At 61.6% G+C, this 16,161-nt stretch carries 13 protein-coding genes and 3 pseudogenes; 9 read left to right on the top strand and 7 right to left on the bottom strand.

Annotation, left to right across the window (positions count from 1 at the left end):
- Positions 1 to 301 precede the first annotated feature (301 nt).
- Positions 302 to 625 carry a hypothetical protein gene (locus tag U1701_RS05245; RefSeq protein ID WP_332781495.1) on the top strand — a complete coding sequence of 108 codons (324 nt, stop codon included), beginning with the start codon at positions 302 to 304 and terminating at the stop codon, positions 623 to 625.
- Positions 626 to 652: 27 nt separating this feature from the next.
- Here the strand turns inward: U1701_RS05245 and U1701_RS05250 are convergent, their stop codons facing one another.
- Positions 653 to 2,002: a M16 family metallopeptidase gene (locus tag U1701_RS05250; protein ID WP_332781496.1), complete on the bottom strand. Its 1,350-nt coding sequence runs from the start codon at positions 2,000 to 2,002 to the stop codon at positions 653 to 655.
- Between the two features lie 466 nt (positions 2,003 to 2,468).
- Positions 2,469 to 2,873, bottom strand: coding sequence for a winged helix-turn-helix transcriptional regulator (locus U1701_RS05255; protein ID WP_332781497.1), 405 nt, complete (start codon positions 2,871 to 2,873; stop codon positions 2,469 to 2,471).
- 89 nt (positions 2,874 to 2,962) lie between these two features.
- Here U1701_RS05255 and U1701_RS05260 point away from each other — a divergent pair, with 89 nt between their 5' ends.
- The gene (locus tag U1701_RS05260; protein WP_332781498.1) at positions 2,963 to 3,544 is read left to right on the top strand and encodes an FMN-dependent NADH-azoreductase; all 582 of its coding nucleotides are present in this window, start codon (positions 2,963 to 2,965) and stop codon (positions 3,542 to 3,544) included.
- A 67-nt stretch (positions 3,545 to 3,611) separates the two neighbouring features.
- Here the strand turns inward: U1701_RS05260 and U1701_RS05265 are convergent, their stop codons facing one another.
- On the bottom strand, positions 3,612 to 4,166 hold the full coding sequence (locus U1701_RS05265) for a DUF4337 domain-containing protein (protein WP_332781499.1): 555 nt from the start codon (positions 4,164 to 4,166) through the stop codon (positions 3,612 to 3,614).
- A gap of 343 nt (positions 4,167 to 4,509) precedes the next feature.
- The gene (locus U1701_RS05270; protein WP_332781500.1) at positions 4,510 to 6,069 is read right to left on the bottom strand and encodes a carboxylesterase/lipase family protein; all 1,560 of its coding nucleotides are present in this window, start codon (positions 6,067 to 6,069) and stop codon (positions 4,510 to 4,512) included.
- A gap of 199 nt (positions 6,070 to 6,268) precedes the next feature.
- Here U1701_RS05270 and U1701_RS18680 point away from each other — a divergent pair.
- Both U1701_RS18680 and U1701_RS05280 read left to right on the top strand, forming a co-directional pair.
- Positions 6,269 to 6,401, top strand: a pseudogene (locus U1701_RS18680) (DDE-type integrase/transposase/recombinase); the annotation flags it as partial.
- 84 nt (positions 6,402 to 6,485) lie between these two features.
- Positions 6,486 to 8,069, top strand: coding sequence for a GH39 family glycosyl hydrolase (locus U1701_RS05280; RefSeq protein WP_332781501.1), 1,584 nt, complete (start codon positions 6,486 to 6,488; stop codon positions 8,067 to 8,069).
- 425 nt (positions 8,070 to 8,494) lie between these two features.
- Here U1701_RS05280 and U1701_RS05285 read toward each other — a convergent pair whose 3' ends face one another.
- On the bottom strand, positions 8,495 to 9,325 hold the full coding sequence (locus U1701_RS05285) for a class I SAM-dependent methyltransferase (protein ID WP_332781502.1): 831 nt from the start codon (positions 9,323 to 9,325) through the stop codon (positions 8,495 to 8,497).
- A gap of 298 nt (positions 9,326 to 9,623) precedes the next feature.
- On the opposite strand from U1701_RS05285, the gene U1701_RS05290 reads away from it, so the two are divergent.
- From U1701_RS05290 to U1701_RS05305, 4 genes and pseudogenes are all read left to right on the top strand, one after another.
- Positions 9,624 to 11,420 carry a hypothetical protein gene (locus tag U1701_RS05290; RefSeq protein WP_332781503.1) on the top strand — a complete coding sequence of 599 codons (1,797 nt, stop codon included), beginning with the start codon at positions 9,624 to 9,626 and terminating at the stop codon, positions 11,418 to 11,420.
- 39 nt (positions 11,421 to 11,459) lie between these two features.
- A complete protein-coding gene (locus U1701_RS05295) occupies positions 11,460 to 11,783 on the top strand; it encodes a putative sulfate exporter family transporter (protein WP_332781504.1) in 324 nt (107 codons plus the stop codon).
- Positions 11,784 to 11,959: 176 nt separating this feature from the next.
- Positions 11,960 to 12,461: pseudogene (locus U1701_RS18685) on the top strand (IS6 family transposase); the annotation flags it as partial.
- 252 nt (positions 12,462 to 12,713) lie between these two features.
- Positions 12,714 to 14,396 carry a DUF5597 domain-containing protein gene (locus U1701_RS05305; protein ID WP_332781506.1) on the top strand — a complete coding sequence of 561 codons (1,683 nt, stop codon included), beginning with the start codon at positions 12,714 to 12,716 and terminating at the stop codon, positions 14,394 to 14,396.
- Between the two features lie 315 nt (positions 14,397 to 14,711).
- On the opposite strand, the pseudogene U1701_RS05310 reads toward U1701_RS05305, so the two are convergent.
- A pseudogene (locus tag U1701_RS05310) lies at positions 14,712 to 15,014 on the bottom strand (helix-turn-helix transcriptional regulator); the annotation flags it as partial.
- Here U1701_RS05310 and U1701_RS05315 point away from each other — a divergent pair.
- On the top strand, positions 14,986 to 15,615 hold the full coding sequence (locus U1701_RS05315; protein WP_332781507.1) for an SDR family oxidoreductase: 630 nt from the start codon (positions 14,986 to 14,988) through the stop codon (positions 15,613 to 15,615). The pseudogene U1701_RS05310 and the gene U1701_RS05315 sit on opposite strands and share 29 nt — an antisense overlap.
- 112 nt (positions 15,616 to 15,727) lie before the next feature.
- Here U1701_RS05315 and U1701_RS05320 read toward each other — a convergent pair whose 3' ends face one another.
- Positions 15,728 to 16,099, bottom strand: a complete 372-nt coding sequence (locus U1701_RS05320; protein WP_332781508.1) for a hypothetical protein — start codon at positions 16,097 to 16,099, stop codon at positions 15,728 to 15,730.
- Between the last annotated feature and the right edge of the window lie 62 nt (positions 16,100 to 16,161).

Raw genomic sequence — 16,161 nt, forward strand, 5'->3', positions numbered from 1 at the left:
ACTATTATTGGGAATCAGAGGTGGTATATAGTCCATAAGCGGAGCTAATCATCGTGAAGCTCGGATTTACTCTTTCCGTTCTCGGCGCGATTATGGAGCCGTCTTTGGAGAGCAGGCATTTGCAGGGAATGATCGCTGGCTGTCGGCGCGTTCGCAGCGAAGGGGGCATGACGTGACGCTGTATATCGCCGCGGTCAGTCTATGCCGTCGGGCTTAGGCGCCTGCTTCACCTGATGTCGGGTGGGCCTTCGCGTCGGCGAGGGGTTGGTTCCCTGCGATCGCGCCCGGTTCGCCTACCGACGTGATCGAAGCGCAGGACTCGGACGACGCCCATACCTCGCCAAACGTCACCCCAATCCCAGCGTGGTCGCATGCGTGCGGGTTTGCGGAAGACGACGACGTGATGCCGATGACGTGTCCCGCCGATGAGGGTGAGCTTGCTGAGCGCGATCAGAAGATTGCTGCGGCGCCATCGGGTTTTTGGCCGCGCTCGATCTATCATTCGTACAACACGAAGCCATCCAGCCGACACTCGGGAACCGTCTCGGCGAGAATGAACGTATGGCCGAAATCGGGTAGCGACCGGCCGGCTTTGGACGTCTGCCTTTGGGTCTTCGGAGACTGAACGGGAAGAGTCAGCTTCGTCAGCATCCTAGCGCCGCACCTTGCATTGGACATCCGCTACCGCCTCATCGGCCACGATGCGGAACGCGGCTAGAGGCTGGTCGAGCGGGGCGAGTTCGGGCGCCTCGACCCGTATATGGTCGACGCCCGCAGACCATTGGCGCTGCCACCAGTCACTACCGGTCTGAGCGCTGACCGTAGGCAACCAGGATCGGGCATGTTCCAGTAAAGTGTTCGGCAGGACAGGGTTCTGGCCGGCCGCAAGTGCATGCGACAGGTCCTTCGCAATTTCTACGTTCGCGACGCCGGGCATTTCGTTGACGCGGTGTTCGAGGTCGTGAATCACTGCCTGCCGCGCGATGTCCCACTCCCGCACGGAAAAGCCGGCCGTGCGCAGTTCGCACGACAGGCTCGCCAGGCCAGCGACGGCGGGGCGCCATTGATCGATCGAAAAATTGTCCCACAGCATGATCTGGCGGAAACCCTGATCGCCGTTTTCGATGAACATCCCGCGCTTCCCGGCCGGATTACCCGGCTGCGTGCTGGTCAGCCGGTCGTTGACAACACGCGTCACCACCAGGTCCATCAGCATAGCCGCGACCTGCCCGGCCCGCGTCGAGGGCGGCTGCGGCGTCGGCAATACAACGGTGATCAGCGCGGTCCTCCGCCCTTGCGGCAGCGCCGACACGCTGATTGGGACGATACGTTCAGCTTGGAACGCAGGCACGTACGGGAGGGTGGGGACCGGATTGGACACCCGCCATGCACCGAACCGTTTCTCGATCATCGCCTTGGTTCGCTCAGCGTCGACGTTTCCGACGACCACGATCATCATGTTTTCGGGCCGATACAGTCGGCGATAGAGCGCGCGGATCGTCGCGATCGACGCGGTCGGCACCTCGTCCGAATTCTGTGCGTCGATCACGTCGTTGGGCGACCCCGGGGCGACGGCGGCGATGTAGCCTGCAAAGATCCGATTGCCGAGCTGCTTCTCCGCCATTTCACGCATCACATCAGTGCGCTGACTATCGACCGCGTCTGGCCGGAAAGTCAGGTCGGTCGCGACCTCACGCAATAGCCCGAGCATCGTGTCCAGATCGTAGGGCTGCGTCGTGTTTGTCGAGAAATAGTAGTTCGATTCGCGCCAGCTTGTTGAGGCGGGCCTCCCGCCGGCGACCGTCACCTTCAGCCCGACATGCGGCAGATGGTGCAGATCGTCCGGGGCACCAACGGTTGGGCTGACGAAGGCGATATGCTCGATCAGATGCGCTAGGCCGCGCTCCCCTGGCCGCCGCTCGGCGATGAAGCCGCCCTCGTTACGCATCAGCACGCCGACCCCGGGCTCGTTCGCTCTTCGCGGAAGGATCGCGAAGCGCACGCCGTTTGTGAGGCGTCCCGTAATTACCGGCTGCGATTCAGCGGCACGCGAGGCGGGCCGGTGGATCGGCTCCTGGGCCCGCGCGAGGGGGGCGAACGCCGAGAGGATCAGCGAACATAGCCAAAGCTTTGACACGGAGTTCGAATGCACGACACGCTCTCCTTCAATTCAGCCGCCTTTATGGCTCAGCGGATTTTACCGAGCTTTGCGGCAGTTTCGCGGCGGGAAGTCGCAGATATCTTAACCATGTGGTTGCCCCGGGCGAGCGTGTAGAGGCAGTATCGCAAGCCTTAGGGTGTATGCGGGGCAGTTTTCGACGGGCGCAATTGGCAGAAAAGTGAAGCTGAATGAATGGCAGATGATGGAGGGCCGCGAGAGGGTCTGACTGTCGCCTTCTGGGTCTGTTCCGACGCTACGTGGGCCGCCTCGCGAGCGCTTTGCTGGTAGCCATGTGTGCCATGCAGACTCACGGCGTGTCGGAAGCGCTTTTGCCTAGCTCGCCGTCTCGAACGGTATCATAACGAACACGGTTCCCGTCAATTTCCTCGAGATGCGCGCCTGCCCAGGCACCTAGGGCGCGAAGCGGCTCGGCGAGCGAATAGCCCAGTTCCGTCAGCGCATATTCGACCTGGGGCGGCACGGTCGGATGGACCGTGCGATTGACCATGCCGTCGCGATCGAGCGCCTTCAGTGTGCGGGTGAGCATCTGCTGCGATATGCCGCCAATCGTCCGCTTGATGTCGTTGAAGCGGCGCGGGCGCTCGATCAGCACCATGACGATCATCACCGTCCATTTGTCGCCGACGAGGCTGAGCACGCTGCTCATCCGGCGGCAGTTGGCGGTTACGCCGGTGGGGGCGGGCATATCCATGTGACCTGGTCCTAAAAATATGCGTCCTTGGCGGGTCGCAGTGGGTCACATAACTGCTCCTGGTCACAAATCCAGACCGGAGACTCTCCATGAAACTTCTTCATCTCGATTCCAGCATCATGGGCGAAGGCTCGGCCAGCCGCGCGATTTCCGCCGCTATCGTAGAGCAATTCCGGAAAACGGACCCGAACCTCGATGTCGTCTATCGTGATCTGGTCGCCGAGCCGATCCCGCACCTGACGCTCGATGCCTTCCTGAAGCTGGATGAAGGTGAGGACGTTCAGCAATTCCTCGACGCCGACGTCGTCGTGATCGGCGCAGGCTTCTACAATTTCTCCATCCCCGGCCAGTTGAAGGCCTGGATCGATCGCATCGCGGTGAAGGGCAAGACCTTCACCTATGGCGAAAGCGGCCCCGTCGGCTTGGCGACCGGCAAGCGCGTGATCGTCGCGCTCGCACGCGGCAACGTCTATGGCGTGGGTTCGCCCTATGCGGCGTACGAGCATGCCGAAACGCTGCTGCGCTCGCTCTTCGGCTTCGTCGGTGCCGATGTCGAAGTCATCGTTGCCGAAGGCCTCGGGCGTGGCGAGGATGTGCGTCTTGCCGCGATCGAAGGCGCTATCGCGCAAGCCCGCCAGTTGCCGCAATCTTCTCTAGCCGCCGCGGCCTGATCGGGGGGGGCACGCGCCTGGTCACCGGTCGCTCGGAACAGGCGCGTGTCGGATCGCTAAAAAGCTCTCATCCGAGGAACTGGCTTAGAATATCAGGATGGAAGCCCCAGCCGGCAAAGCCGCAAACGGCCATGAACAAGCCGAAGATACCGAAGACGCAAGCCCCCGCTAGCACCCAACTGCTTTCGACCAGCGCAGCAACGGCTGCAACCGATATCGCCGTCGACAGGAGCGCCTCGCTTGCGTCGAATTGGTCATCATGTGTGTTCAGGGCATTGTAGCGGTCTGCAAGCGCTTTTGCCTGAGCGGCGAGCCGCGGTGCTTCGGCGGTGTATTTTTCGAGGTCGCGATCAAGGGACGCCACGGCGTCGCGGGCGGTGGGTGTGTTGCCGAGCGCGGCGATCTCAGCCCGGGCCGTCAGCGCGATGTGGGCCTTGGTCTTGGTAGCCTGATACTCGTTCCAGCGATCCACGGAGTCCGCTTTGGCCTGGTCCATGTTCTGGACGATATTGCCATCCTTGATGTTGCCGAGACCCATTGCAACCGAGAGCAGTACGACGGTGATGGCAACTGCGCGATTGAGCCGCTTGTCCTTCGCTTCGGCGCTGACCTCGATTTCCATGGTCCGGCTTTCGGCAGAACCTCCCGGACGCGCCAGTGAAAAACGCGTCATCTGGTCGTCGGTGGATCGCTATGTTCAACCGCCCGGCAACTATGACAGGTGGCAGCTTTCCGGACGCCTGAGAGGAGCGCGGACCGTCGCATCTGGGTCCCTTCGATGCTGTAAAGCTTGCGGTCAGCCCTTCGCCCATGCCCGGTCGTTTAGAAGAGCCATCGGCGGCCCCCGAAACGAACATGCAAAGCGCCGATCATTCGACCGGCTGTTCTAACATCGGCTGTTCCGCTCAGCATGCCGGGTATCTGAGGAACCGAGGGGAGCATTGATCCGGGATGATCCAGAACCCCTACCGCAGACTTCCGTCGAGGAGCGTCACAGCCTTCGGATAGCTTGCCTGGAAGCCGAACGGCTCGCTCCGGGTATTTACATCGATCACTTGTCGCGTCGCCGTGTCGCCGTTCGCCCCCGCGGCGTTCCAGCGAGGAAATCCGGCGGCATTGGGATCGCCTGCCTTTACAAAGGCGGTGAAATAGCCCTGCATCGTGCTGGAGATGGATCGGTCCTCGTTCGTCCAGGCATAGAGCGGGTTCGCGTCGAGATTGCCGAGCGCGTATTCGATTTCCGCGCTGTGCACCGCGCCGAGCGGTGCCGGCGTGTCGTTGGTCAGCGGCGGACGCGCGGCTGGGCGAACATGCGCATAGTGATAATAATAGGTCGGCTCGCCACTGCGCCGGTGCAGGTCGAACCACTGCCACGTCGACGCACCCAGAAAGCGGTCGCTTGCCAGCCGCATTGCCGTCGCGGGCACATCGGCATCGCTCGCCGCCGGGTATAAGGCAAACAGCGACGTCCCCCGCCCCGGGAACAGCCGCTCCAGCGCCGTGCGGTAATTCATCACCGTCGGCGCCGCATCGCCCAGGATCGAAGTCCACGCACCTTCCTGCGAGTTCGAGCCGACCAGCAGCGGCACCTTGGCGGCGCGTCCGGCGGCGTAGCTCGCCGCGGGCGTCTCGGTCAGGAACAGCCCGTCGAGAATGAAGTCGGCACGAAATTTCTGCCGCCCCTGTGCCGCCAGCAATTGCTCGGCCGGCATCGCGCGCAACGCCGCCAGCGTCGGCGCGCCCGCCGCTTGTGCGAACGCAGTGCCTGCCTGCGCGGCCTCGGCGAGTGGCTTGGGATGGAAGGTCGGCGGCAGCACGCCGCCACTTTCGCCGATCGCCCGGGCAAAGTGTGTGCGCGTCAGTGGCGAGGTCATCAGCACGCTGACCGACATCGATCCCGCGCTTTCGCCGGCGATCGTTATCCTTCCGGGATCCCCCCCGAACGTCTCGACATTGCGCCGCACCCAGTCGAGCGCCGCGGCCTGATCGAGCAGCCCGTAATTCCCTGCGGCGTGCTGCGGCGACTCCGCTGCCAGCTCGGGGGTCGCCAGGAAACCGAACACGCCAAGCCGATAGTTGATCGTCACCACCACCATGCCGCGCCGCGCCATGCTCGCGCCGTCGTAGCGCTTCTCCGATCCGTCGCCCGCGATCGCGCCGCCGCCGTGGATGTAGAACAGCACCGGCAATTTCGCCCCTCTGGGCGTGCCGGCGGGCATCCAGACGTTGAGCGTGAGGCAATCCTCGCTCGGCGCCGGCGAGCGGAACATCATGTCGGCGTAAAGCGGCTGCTGCATGCAGCGCGGACCGAAGCGATCGGCTGCGCGCACGCCCTGCCAGCGGGCGACGGGCTGTGGCGGAGTCCAGCGCAGCGGATCCACTGGTGGCGCGGCGTAGGGAATGCCGAGAAAGGCGGTTACCGGTGCGGGTCCGGCGACCGCCGTGCCCCGCAGCATACCATCTGCCACCGTTGCTTGCTGCGCGAGAGCCGGTGCCGCGATCAGTCCGCCGGTCATAGCCGCCATGCGCAATATCCGTTTCATTCGCGCTCCTCGCTCCCCACCGACTGGTTTTGCTCTGATATCGCTGTAGCTAGCGACAATCGCCCGCTCCAGCCAGAACGATGGGCGAACGGCTGGTTCGACGACGGGCAAGGGGGGCGCATGGTGCCTGATATCAGGTCCGTGTCCGGGCAATTCGATACAGTCTATATCAGCTTATCTGTACCTCTGGCGAGCGGTCGATCAAGAGGGCGAGATCCTCAAGAGCGACATCACCAAAACCAGAGACAAGCGTGCAGCGCTCACCTTCATCAAGAAGGCTGAAGCGTCACGGCAGGGCCGAGAAGATCACCACCGGTCTCTGTCGTGCCCAGGCGTGTCGTTCCATTGCGCATGTCGGCGTTAGCGGCCTAGACGGGTTTTGTTGAGGACGAAGAGGGATGAATATGGCGATGTCAAAAGCTGCGAAGGCTGTCGCGCTGGTACTGAGCCTGACCTCCACGACCGTTTGTCCAACCGTCGCGTCTACCCAAACGCTAGCAGTCCGCAGTATCGCCGTCGATGTGCGCGGCCAGTCCAAGCCGCGGGATCGAATGGCGCAGCTGTCGATCGGTTCGGACTTTCCCGGCACGCTAATCCGGGACGACAGTCTGGCACAGCTGCGGACGGTGCAGAAAGAGCTTCGTTTCCGTTACATCCGTTTCCACAACATCTTCGCTGACCAGCTGGGCACGTATCGCGAAGTGAACGGCGAGCCCGTCTACGACTGGCGCCGCATCGACTCCCTGTACGATCAACTGCTCGGCATCGGGCTAAAGCCCTTCGTTGAACTTGGCTTTACGCCCGACGCGATGAAGCAGTCCGACCAGACGATTTTTTACTGGAAGGGGAACACGTCCCATCCTCAGCCCGAGAAGTGGACAGCGTTGGTAGATGCGTTCGTCCGGCATCTGGTGGCACGGTACGGCGCCCATGAGGTCCGAAGCTGGTATTTCGAGGTCTGGAACGAGCCGAACCTGGACGGCTTCTGGGAAAAAGCTGACCAGTCCGCCTATTTCGATCTTTATGGTCGTACGGCGCGCGCCATCAAAGCGATCGACCCGCAGCTGCGCGTCGGCGGCCCTGCCACCGCTGGCGCAGCTTGGGTTCCCGAGCTCTTTGTCTATGCCGATAAGAACAAGCTGCCGGTCGATTTCATTGCTACCCACACCTATGGCGTAGAAGGTGGCTTTCTGGACGAGAAGGGTGAAGGCGACAACAAGCTGTCGCGCAACCCGGACGCTGTCGTACAAGATGTCCGCAAGGTGCGCGGTCAAATTGAGAGGGCGGGGCACTCCGGTCTACCGCTGTTCTTCACCGAATGGAGCACCAGCTACAATCCGCGTGATCCAATCCATGACGATTATTTCGGCGCAGCCTATATTCTGTCCAAGCTTCGCCGCACCGAAGCACTGGCGCAGGGCATGAGTTACTGGACGTTCAGCGACCTGTTTGAGGAGCCCGGCCCGCAGACTAGACCATTTGACGGCGGTTTCGGGCTGATGACGCCTCAGGGAATCCGCAAGCCTACCTGGTTCGCATACAAGTACCTTGCTGACCTCGGCGACCGCGAACTGCCGACACGGGACGACCAGAGCATCGCCGCGATGAAGGGCAACACGGTACAGGTGCTGGCATGGAAGGATGTGCTGCCGGATCAGCCCGTCAGCAATCGGCCGTTCTTCACCAAGGTGCGTCCGCCCGCCAAGGCGAAACCACTCACCGTTAGCGTTGCCGGCCTGAAACCAGGATCGTATCAGTTCCGGGTGCGTCGCACCGGCTTCAAGCAGAATGACGCTTATACGACGTACCTGGAGATGGGGCGCCCGGCCAAGCTGAGTGACGCGCAACTCCGCCAGCTGCAGTCACTGACAACCGATTCCCCGAAGGTCAGCACGGTTCGTGTGCGGGCCGACGGTAGGGCCGAGCTGAACCTGCCGATGCTCGACCATGATGTCGTCATGGTCGAGCTCAGTCCGCGCTGAGGACTGCGTCAGCTTTCGCCTTGACACTCCTGCTGCGGCGACGAACCCTGCCTTTTCCCCGACGTAATTTGCTCAAAGCTATGCTGGCCGGCTCGCTAGCGCCCGCCGCGCCGTTCCTCGCGGGCAACGCGGCTGATTCCCGTTCGGCCGGCCGGCGCCGCAACACCGGCACCGACGGGCAACGGAAGGCAGACCTCGGCGCGGCATGTTCCGCAACCCGATCGTCGCCGGTGACTATCCAGATCCCACCATCCTAAAGGATGGAGGTTGCGGCAGCGAATTGTGCCGGTGTTCCTCCGTCCACTTCTTCAGCAGCCCGCTGACCGGCCGAGCGTGGCTTGCTTACGTGCAATTTCGACAACGGCCATTCCTTCCTGGACAAGCTTCGCATGCCACTCGGCGGCGAAGTCTCAGCGAACGGTGGCTCAATCAGGTTTGTACCAAGTGAAGATGCCATATCTCATCGCGCCGCACCGGTATGCCAAAATCAAGCGGGGAAGGCTGAACACGAATAACCGGTTGCGCGAAGCCATTACTCGTGAGCGGGTGTTTCGGTCTGTTAAGACCGCGCGCGCAAACCGGCCGATGCAGATTGTCCAAGTCCGCGCCACCTGCCGCGAAACGTCCTGATACCCGATCGACAGCAGGCCGGCTTCATTTGCCCAACACTCATAGTCTTCGCGGGTACCCATGGAAGGCAAGCGACCTTCATGGCAGATCGGTTCCAGCAGATAGCGAACTCGCCGGACAGAAGCGTTCGATTCTGCCAGCCAGGCACATACAACGAGCCGCCCCCCAGGCTTCAGCACCCGTGCCGCTTCGGCGAAAAAGCGAGGCTTGTCGACCATGTGTTCGGTGCTCTCGATAGCATAGCCATGGTCAAATGTGCCAGCGGCCAAACCGTTGTCGAGCCAGTCGCGGACCAACAAATTCACGCCTGGATGTGCTGGCGCGTAGGAGGCCTGCATGACGGACAAGGTCAAGCCGGTGATCTCTGCCGAACGTGCTTGGGCGATGCGCCGCGCAGTGGCGCCATATCCGCACCCAATGTCGACCAGCCGATCGCCCGGCATCGGATCAAGAAGGTTAGAAACCCGGTCCGACAGGGCTTCTACTGCAGTTTCAGGAGGCTCGTTTCCCGTGATCCACAGTCCGTGATGGACATGTTCGCCCCAAAGAGCACGGTAGAAAGGATCAAGTTCATTGTAGTGATCGGCAACTGCGTGGGCGTCGGGATTGGAGCGTGCGACGATCATGCGCCTAGCTTAGCATCCTTCGAGATCCTGTCATCTATCAGTTACCGCTGACGATCCAGATTGACATCAGGCAGCGAGCATTTCATTTTCTAAGCTTATCGCGATATAAGAGCCGCGCTTACCAATTGATTTGCCTCGTTTACAAGCGCGACCCAGAAATTGATACTCGGGGACCGCTTTTGCCTGCGCAACTCCGCCCGTTTGTTCAGCTGCCGGTCCGTCCAACCCTACTGCGCCGCCAGATCGCGGAGGCGATGAAGACATGCTAAACAATCGTCCCGATAAGGGGAGTAGGACTATGCGGTTGATCCGACGAGTATCACGGCTGGCTGCCGTCGGCATACTTGCGCTGCTTTCCGAAGCCGCCGCCGCGAAAGCTGAGTACGAGATTGCGTTTGCAAGCTTCGCGCCCCTCGACAGCGACGTCTTTATAGCCGACGCGGACGGCACGAACGCCCGCCCGCTGCTGCCGCATCCGGAGTCGGACAGCAACGCAAGCTTTTCGAGCGACGGCAAATGGATCGTCTTTACCTCACGAAGATTTGGCTCCTCCGACATCTACCGCGTCCGTCCGAACGGGTCGAAGCTCGAAAAGCTGGTAGATCACCCGGCCTATGACGATCAGGCAGCCCTCTCGCCCGACGGGCAAACAATGGCCTTTGTCTCGAGCCGCAGCGGCAATGCCGACGTCTGGTTGCTCGACATGCGGACCCGCAAGGCCACGAACCTGACGGCCGCCGCCGGCGGTGATTTCCGCCCGTCCTGGTCCCCCGACGGTCAGTGGATCGCCTTCTCGTCGGACCGCACATCGTCGAATCCGCGGATTCCCGCCGGTGACTTCACGATCCGGCACTCTACCGAAATCTACATCATTCGGCGCGACGGTACGGGCCTCCGGCGCCTGTCGGTCGACGATGCATTTGCCGGGAGCCCGTCCTGGTCCCCCGATGGAAGCAGGCTGGTTTTCTATATCGCCCCGATCACCGAGGTCGCCAAAGTGACAGGCGCGCGCCGCTTGCGCGGCACGACGCAAATCGCGGCCATGGACATCGCCAGCGGCCAGCGAACGATCCTGACAAGCGGCGAGGGCGAGAAATGGTCGCCGCGTTGGGTGGTCGGGCAGTCCATCGCTTATGTCTCCGGCGGACCTGAAGGCGGGATCGAGCGCTCATCGGGAGTCCGAGGGGCACGCGGCGTCTTCACCAATCCGGCCTGGTCCCCGGATGGCAGCAAAATGGTTTTCCATCGCGACGTTGCGACGGCTTGGCCGCCCCACCATCGATGGGTCTCGCTGGATCCGCGGTTCGGGCTGGTGCGTACGGGGATCTTTCCATCCTATCGGCGTGATGGCACCCGGCGTGTGAGCAACGATCGGACCGCCGGCATCCTTCACAACGCGCTCCTCACCATGGACGCGGACGGATCGAACAGTACCGTCCTGTTCCGCGATGCCGACCGCAGCGCATTGGCCCCGGACTGGTCGCCGGACGGCCGCCGCATCGCCTTCGGTCTCGGCGGCTTCTTTCAGAACCAGACCGGTCCGGCACAAGCAGACATCGCGACCGTCAACGTCAGCGGAAAAGACCTCCAGCTTCTGACCAACGGCGACGGCAATTACGGGCTGCCGAGTTGGTCTGGCGATGGCCGACATATCGTCTTGCGCAAGGCGGGGAGCGACGGCAACGCACTTGAGATCGTCGACATCGCCAGCCGCTCCAAGCGCTCCCTGCTCGCCGGCGCCGCGCATTACAACTTTCCCGCATGGTCGCCTGTGACGGATCGGATCGCATTCACTGCCGACATTGGCGGGGATTACGAGATCTGGACAATTGGCGCTGATGGCACCGACCTGACCCGGCTGACTCATTCGCCCGGCAACGACGCCCACAACAGCTGGTCGCCGGATGGCAAGTGGATCGCGTTTGCCAGCGCCCGGCAAGGGTTCAAAGACGAAGCGCTGCTACACCGAGCGAACCCACAACCCTATGGCGAGATATACGTTATGCGTTCGGACGGAAGCGAGGCACACGCCTTGACGGACGAGCCTTACGAAAAAGGGACACCGGCTTGGCGACCGATCAGCCGTCATCGGTAAGCACTGTCACTTGCGGCGCCGCGGCTTGCTCCTCAAGCGGTGCCTGACGGCGGGACAGTCGCCGCCGCAGTAGGAAATAAGCGGCTCGGCATCGCACATATCGGATCATGTTTCATCGTTGGCTTCCTTGTTGTCGCCGGGTGTCGCTCACTGGGCTTGATCCCGTCCATCGCTATTATGCCGATCAGCCAGATCGCGACGCTACTCACGGTCGTATCCATGGCGGCGCTGGGTCTTGGAGTAGATGTTCGCACCGTCGCCAAGGCTGGTGGCCGCGTCACCGGGGCCGTGATCCTGTCGCTAATCGGATTTGGCGGAATCAGTTTTGGGTTGCTCGTGCGACTGCGCATAAATCGAGACTGAATAATAAATCGTTGGAAGCTACAATCGGCATTTGCGATCGCTGAGCAAGCGACGCCCGCTGAACCATTATGGTGTTTGACGGCGAGACCTTGTCTGACGCTACATCATAAGGGCTCAAGCGGGCACTGTCAGACCAAATGCACCGATCGTTAGGGGCGGGGCGGTAGGGGCGGCGAATGCCCCGCCCGCGCAAACCCGCCAGTCCGTTTCGCTACTTCAACTCGTCGCGGAGGTAATCCGGCTGCTGATAATGATGTACGTCCGCTTTCACTGAGCTTGCGCAACGTCGAGGACCTGCTGTTCGAGCGCGGGAGCGACATTTGCCACGAGACGGTGCGCATGTGGTGGAACAGGTTTGGCCCGATGTTCGCGGGCGATATCCGTCGGCAGCGCGCAAGTGCAATGCGCGGGTTCCGCCATTGGCGATAGCACCTGGACGAGATGTACGTGAAATTGAACGGAGAGATGGTCTACCTTTGGCGAGCGGTCGATCACGAAGGCGAGATCCTTGAAAGCTACATCACCAGGACCAAGGACAAGGAAGCGGCGCTTGCCTTCATGAAGAAGACGCTGAAGCGGCACGGCAGGACCGAGGCGATCACCACCGACAGGCTTCGCTCCTATGGGGCGGCGATGAAGGAGCTCGGCAACCCGGACAAACAGGAGGTCGGCCGCTGGCGCACAACTGCACTGCAGTAATGCGCGCATGTCAGTCATTCCGCAGCCACAGGCCAAAGCCTGAGACTTGCCGTGTCGAAAAACACCTGTTTGTCGCACATTCAAGGATCGCATAGCGCGGCTGCGATCGGGGAGGCATTTCCGATTAGGATCGACAATCAAGAAGGTTGGCGTCCTTCCGATGGATCCCATCAAGAGGATATATCGCCAACACCTGCCTATGGTTCGTTACCGAAAGTCACCCTAAAATGGATGGATGATATCGTACGGCAAGGTCGTATGGGTAACGGCGTCAACGCGGAGATGACAATGCTGGGTAGCATGAAGCGGATTTCACCCTTGGCGCTGTTCGCGACCATCGCAATGACTAGCGCCGCGTGGGCGCGTGATCTTCCGCAACTCGTTGAGAAGGAAGGCCGGCACGCGCTGATGGTCGACGGTGCACCGTTCCTCATGCTTGGCGTTCAGGCCAACAATTCGGCAAACTACCCGTCTCAACTCCCGACGGTGTGGCCCGCTATCAAGGCTGCGCACGCCAACACGTTGGAAATGCCGGTCGCTTGGGAGCAGATTGAGCCGATCGAGGGGAAATTCGATTTCTCCTTCGTCGACGAGTTGCTGAAGCAGGCGCGGGCGAACGACGTCAGGCTGGTCCTCCTGTGGTTTGGTACCTGGAAGAACAACAACCCGGACTACGCCCCGGAATGGGTGAAGCTGAACAACGCACGCTTTCCGCGTGTCATCAATGCGAAGGGCGAGGTGAAGAACTCGCTCTCGCCGCATTTCCGGGCGACACTGGAAGCGGATAAGCGCGCGTTCGTTGCCCTCATGCAGCACCTTAAGGCCGTTGATCAGGACCATAGTGTCATCATGGTCCAGGTCGAGAATGAGACCGGCACGTACAGCGCGGTGCGGGATTTTTCGCCCACGGCGCAGCGGCTGTTCAACCAGCCAGCGCCGGCCGAGTTGGTCAAGGCGATGCGCGCCAAGCCCGGGACCTGGCGTGAAGCATTCGGCAAGGACGCCGACGAGTATTTCCACGCTTGGCATATTGCCCGGTACGTCGACGAGGTCGCAGCAGCCGGCAAGCGCGCGCTTGCGCTACCGATGTACGTCAACGCCGCATTGCGCGATCCTTTCAAATACCAGGATCCGTTTACTTACTCCTCCGGCGGTCCGACATGGAACGTTCTGGACGTCTGGAAGACAGCGGCGCCCTCTATCGATGCCATCGCGCCGGACATTTACGACCGCGATAGTGCAAGGGTTCGCAAGACGCTGGACCAATACGGACGTGCGGATAATGCCTTGTTTGTTCCCGAAATCGGCAGTGACAAGGGCTATGCACGGCATTTTTACGATGTCCTTGGCCGGCAGGGCATCGGCTTTGCGCCGTTCGGCTTGGATTACTCAGGGTTCTCGAACTACCCGCTAGGGGCGAGGGTCGTGAATGCCCAAACCGTCGACAACTTTGCGGTCCATTACCGTCAATTTGCCCCGATGGCGCGAGAATGGGCTAGAATATCGTTTGAGAACAAGGTCTGGGGGGCGGGCGAGGCCGATGATCGCAGACCCGAAACGTTGCAGCTGGGCGATCGCTGGACGGCGACACTCACCTATGGCGAGTGGCAGATGGGAACGGTCGGTGACAGCTGGCTGGGCAAGGCCGATCCGGTACCCGATCGCGCAGACCCGGATGGCGGGGCGGTGATCGCGCAATTGTCGGCGAACGAGTTCCTCCTCGTCGGGCACCGCGTGCGCGTCCGGTTCGGCTCGGCAAAGGACGAACGGTTCATGCTCGCCAGGGTCGAGGAAGGGCATTTTCAGGATGGTCGATGGATCTTCGACCGCGTCTGGAACGGCGATCAGACCGGTAGCGGCCTCAACCTCACGACATTGCCGCAGGTGCTGAAGATCAAGCTGGCGAGCTATTAGCCTGCAGCGGCAGTGGGCCTTAATGCTCTGCCTGTAGACTGAGGTGGTTGGTATCTCGAAGCGGTGGCTTTCTAGATTGTAAACAGCGGGCGAGACGGCATCGGCGTTTCCAGAAACGACCAAATTTCGGGAATGTTCGCGTTGGCGGGAGGGAAACGGACAGCCAGCGTAAGGGAAACGGACAGCCAGCTTAAGGGAAGGCTGACGGCGCTAACCGACGGCGGCACCTATGAATAAGCGCGCGCGGATGGGTATCATGACCTAACGGTCGCGCAGGGCGCGTCTGACAATGCGTCAATCGAAAAGCGCCAGGGGCTACACGGGCGTCAGTAAATTGCCGCTGCGCTGCAACTGTTCGATGTCATGACGTGGGGGAGCCCCAAATAGGCGGGCATACTCGCGGTTAAACTGCGATGGGCTTTCATACCCTACGGCAAAACCCGCGCCGCTTGCGGTGGTGGCAGCTGACAGCATCAGGCGTCTAGCCTCTTATAATCGAAGTTGTTTTTGATACTCCAACGGCGTCATCTTCGTCACCGCCTTAAAATGTTCGTGCAGGGACGATGTGCTCATACCCGCGGCGTTGGCGATGTCGTCAATGCGCAACGGCCGGTCGAACCTCGAAGCGCTTGCGGCAGAGCTTGGCGCGAATGTCGCGTGGCACCGGTTGGATGTGACCGACGCGGCAAGCTTCGCCACGTTCGCCGATGCCGCGCAAGCCCGGTTCGGGCGCGTGGACGTGCTGATCAACAATGCCGGTGTGATGCCGTTGTCGCCCCTCGCCGCGCTGAAGCAGGACGAGTGGACACGGATGATCGACGTCAACGTTCATGGCGTGCTTAACGGGATCGCTGCCGTACTTCCTCGATTCATTGCGCAGAAGGCCGGCCACGTAGTGAACGTCGCATCGATAGCCGCGCATTTCGTGATGCCGAGCGCGGCCGTCTACTGCGCCACCAAATACGCGGTCTGGGCGATCACGGAAGGGTTGCGCCAGGAGCATGATGATATCCGCACGACTATCATTTCACCCGGGGTCGTGGCAACCGAACTGGGCAATGACATCACCGACCCGGATATCGCCTCGGCGCTGTCCACGTGGCGGCAGAAGTCCTTGACCTCCGACGCGATCGCGCGCGCAATCCGCTACGCACTGGAGCAGCCCGAGGGAGTGGACATCAACGAGGTCATCGTGCGCCCTACCGCAGCCGGCATGTAGGCGGCATGGCGGAACTCAGTCCGGGCAGACTTTCCGTCTGCCCGGACTGGTTGTCGAGGTTCGCGGCCGTCTGCTTTCGGCTAATGCATCGACCGGGTTCAGCAAATCTGGATCATCGAGGCGACTTGCGGTCAAGCCGCTGGCGACGCGTAGGAGCGTAGCTCATCGAGGATCGAATGCCGCGACGGGCGCCAACCAAGCGCACGTTCGGCGTGTTCGCCCGAGACCAGTTGATCCACGCAATCGCGTCCGCGAAGCCCCCCAACGCCTGCCGTGCCTCCTCCAACGGCCATGCCGCCACCCGGCCCTCGGTGCCTGCGCCCTCGCTGTCGGCGCGTGCAATATCGATCAGCGGGGTAGCGGCGCCGTGAGCGCCGTTGAATATCGGGGCTGCTGGCGCTTTTTCGAGCGCGAGCAGATAGAGGTCGGCTAGGTCATCGACATGCACGCACGTGCCAGGAGGGTAATTGACCGCGGTAAACATGCGGTTCGAACATATGGTTCATGTCCCTTCGGCAGGACGCATGAATGATTGGCCATACCTGG

It is taken from the genome of Sphingomonas rhamnosi, from assembly GCF_036663615.1.
Lineage (GTDB): Bacteria > Pseudomonadota > Alphaproteobacteria > Sphingomonadales > Sphingomonadaceae > Sphingomonas.

Bases quoted from the DNA above. Each gene is read 5' to 3' on its own strand.
- U1701_RS05305 (WP_332781506.1), top strand. From the start codon at position 12,714: ATGGATGATATCGTACGGCAAGGTCGTATGGGTAACGGCGTCAACGCG.
- U1701_RS05265 (WP_332781499.1), bottom strand. From the start codon at position 4,166: ATGGAAATCGAGGTCAGCGCCGAAGCGAAGGACAAGCGGCTCAATCGC.
- U1701_RS05320 (WP_332781508.1), bottom strand. From the start codon at position 16,099: ATGTTTACCGCGGTCAATTACCCTCCTGGCACGTGCGTGCATGTCGAT.
- U1701_RS05280 (WP_332781501.1), top strand. From the start codon at position 6,486: ATGAATATGGCGATGTCAAAAGCTGCGAAGGCTGTCGCGCTGGTACTG.
- U1701_RS05285 (WP_332781502.1), bottom strand. From the start codon at position 9,325: ATGATCGTCGCACGCTCCAATCCCGACGCCCACGCAGTTGCCGATCAC.
- U1701_RS05260 (WP_332781498.1), top strand. From the start codon at position 2,963: ATGAAACTTCTTCATCTCGATTCCAGCATCATGGGCGAAGGCTCGGCC.
- U1701_RS05270 (WP_332781500.1), bottom strand. From the start codon at position 6,069: ATGGCGGCTATGACCGGCGGACTGATCGCGGCACCGGCTCTCGCGCAG.
- U1701_RS05315 (WP_332781507.1), top strand. From the start codon at position 14,986: ATGTCGTCAATGCGCAACGGCCGGTCGAACCTCGAAGCGCTTGCGGCA.
- U1701_RS05290 (WP_332781503.1), top strand. From the start codon at position 9,624: ATGCGGTTGATCCGACGAGTATCACGGCTGGCTGCCGTCGGCATACTT.
- U1701_RS05255 (WP_332781497.1), bottom strand. From the start codon at position 2,873: ATGGATATGCCCGCCCCCACCGGCGTAACCGCCAACTGCCGCCGGATG.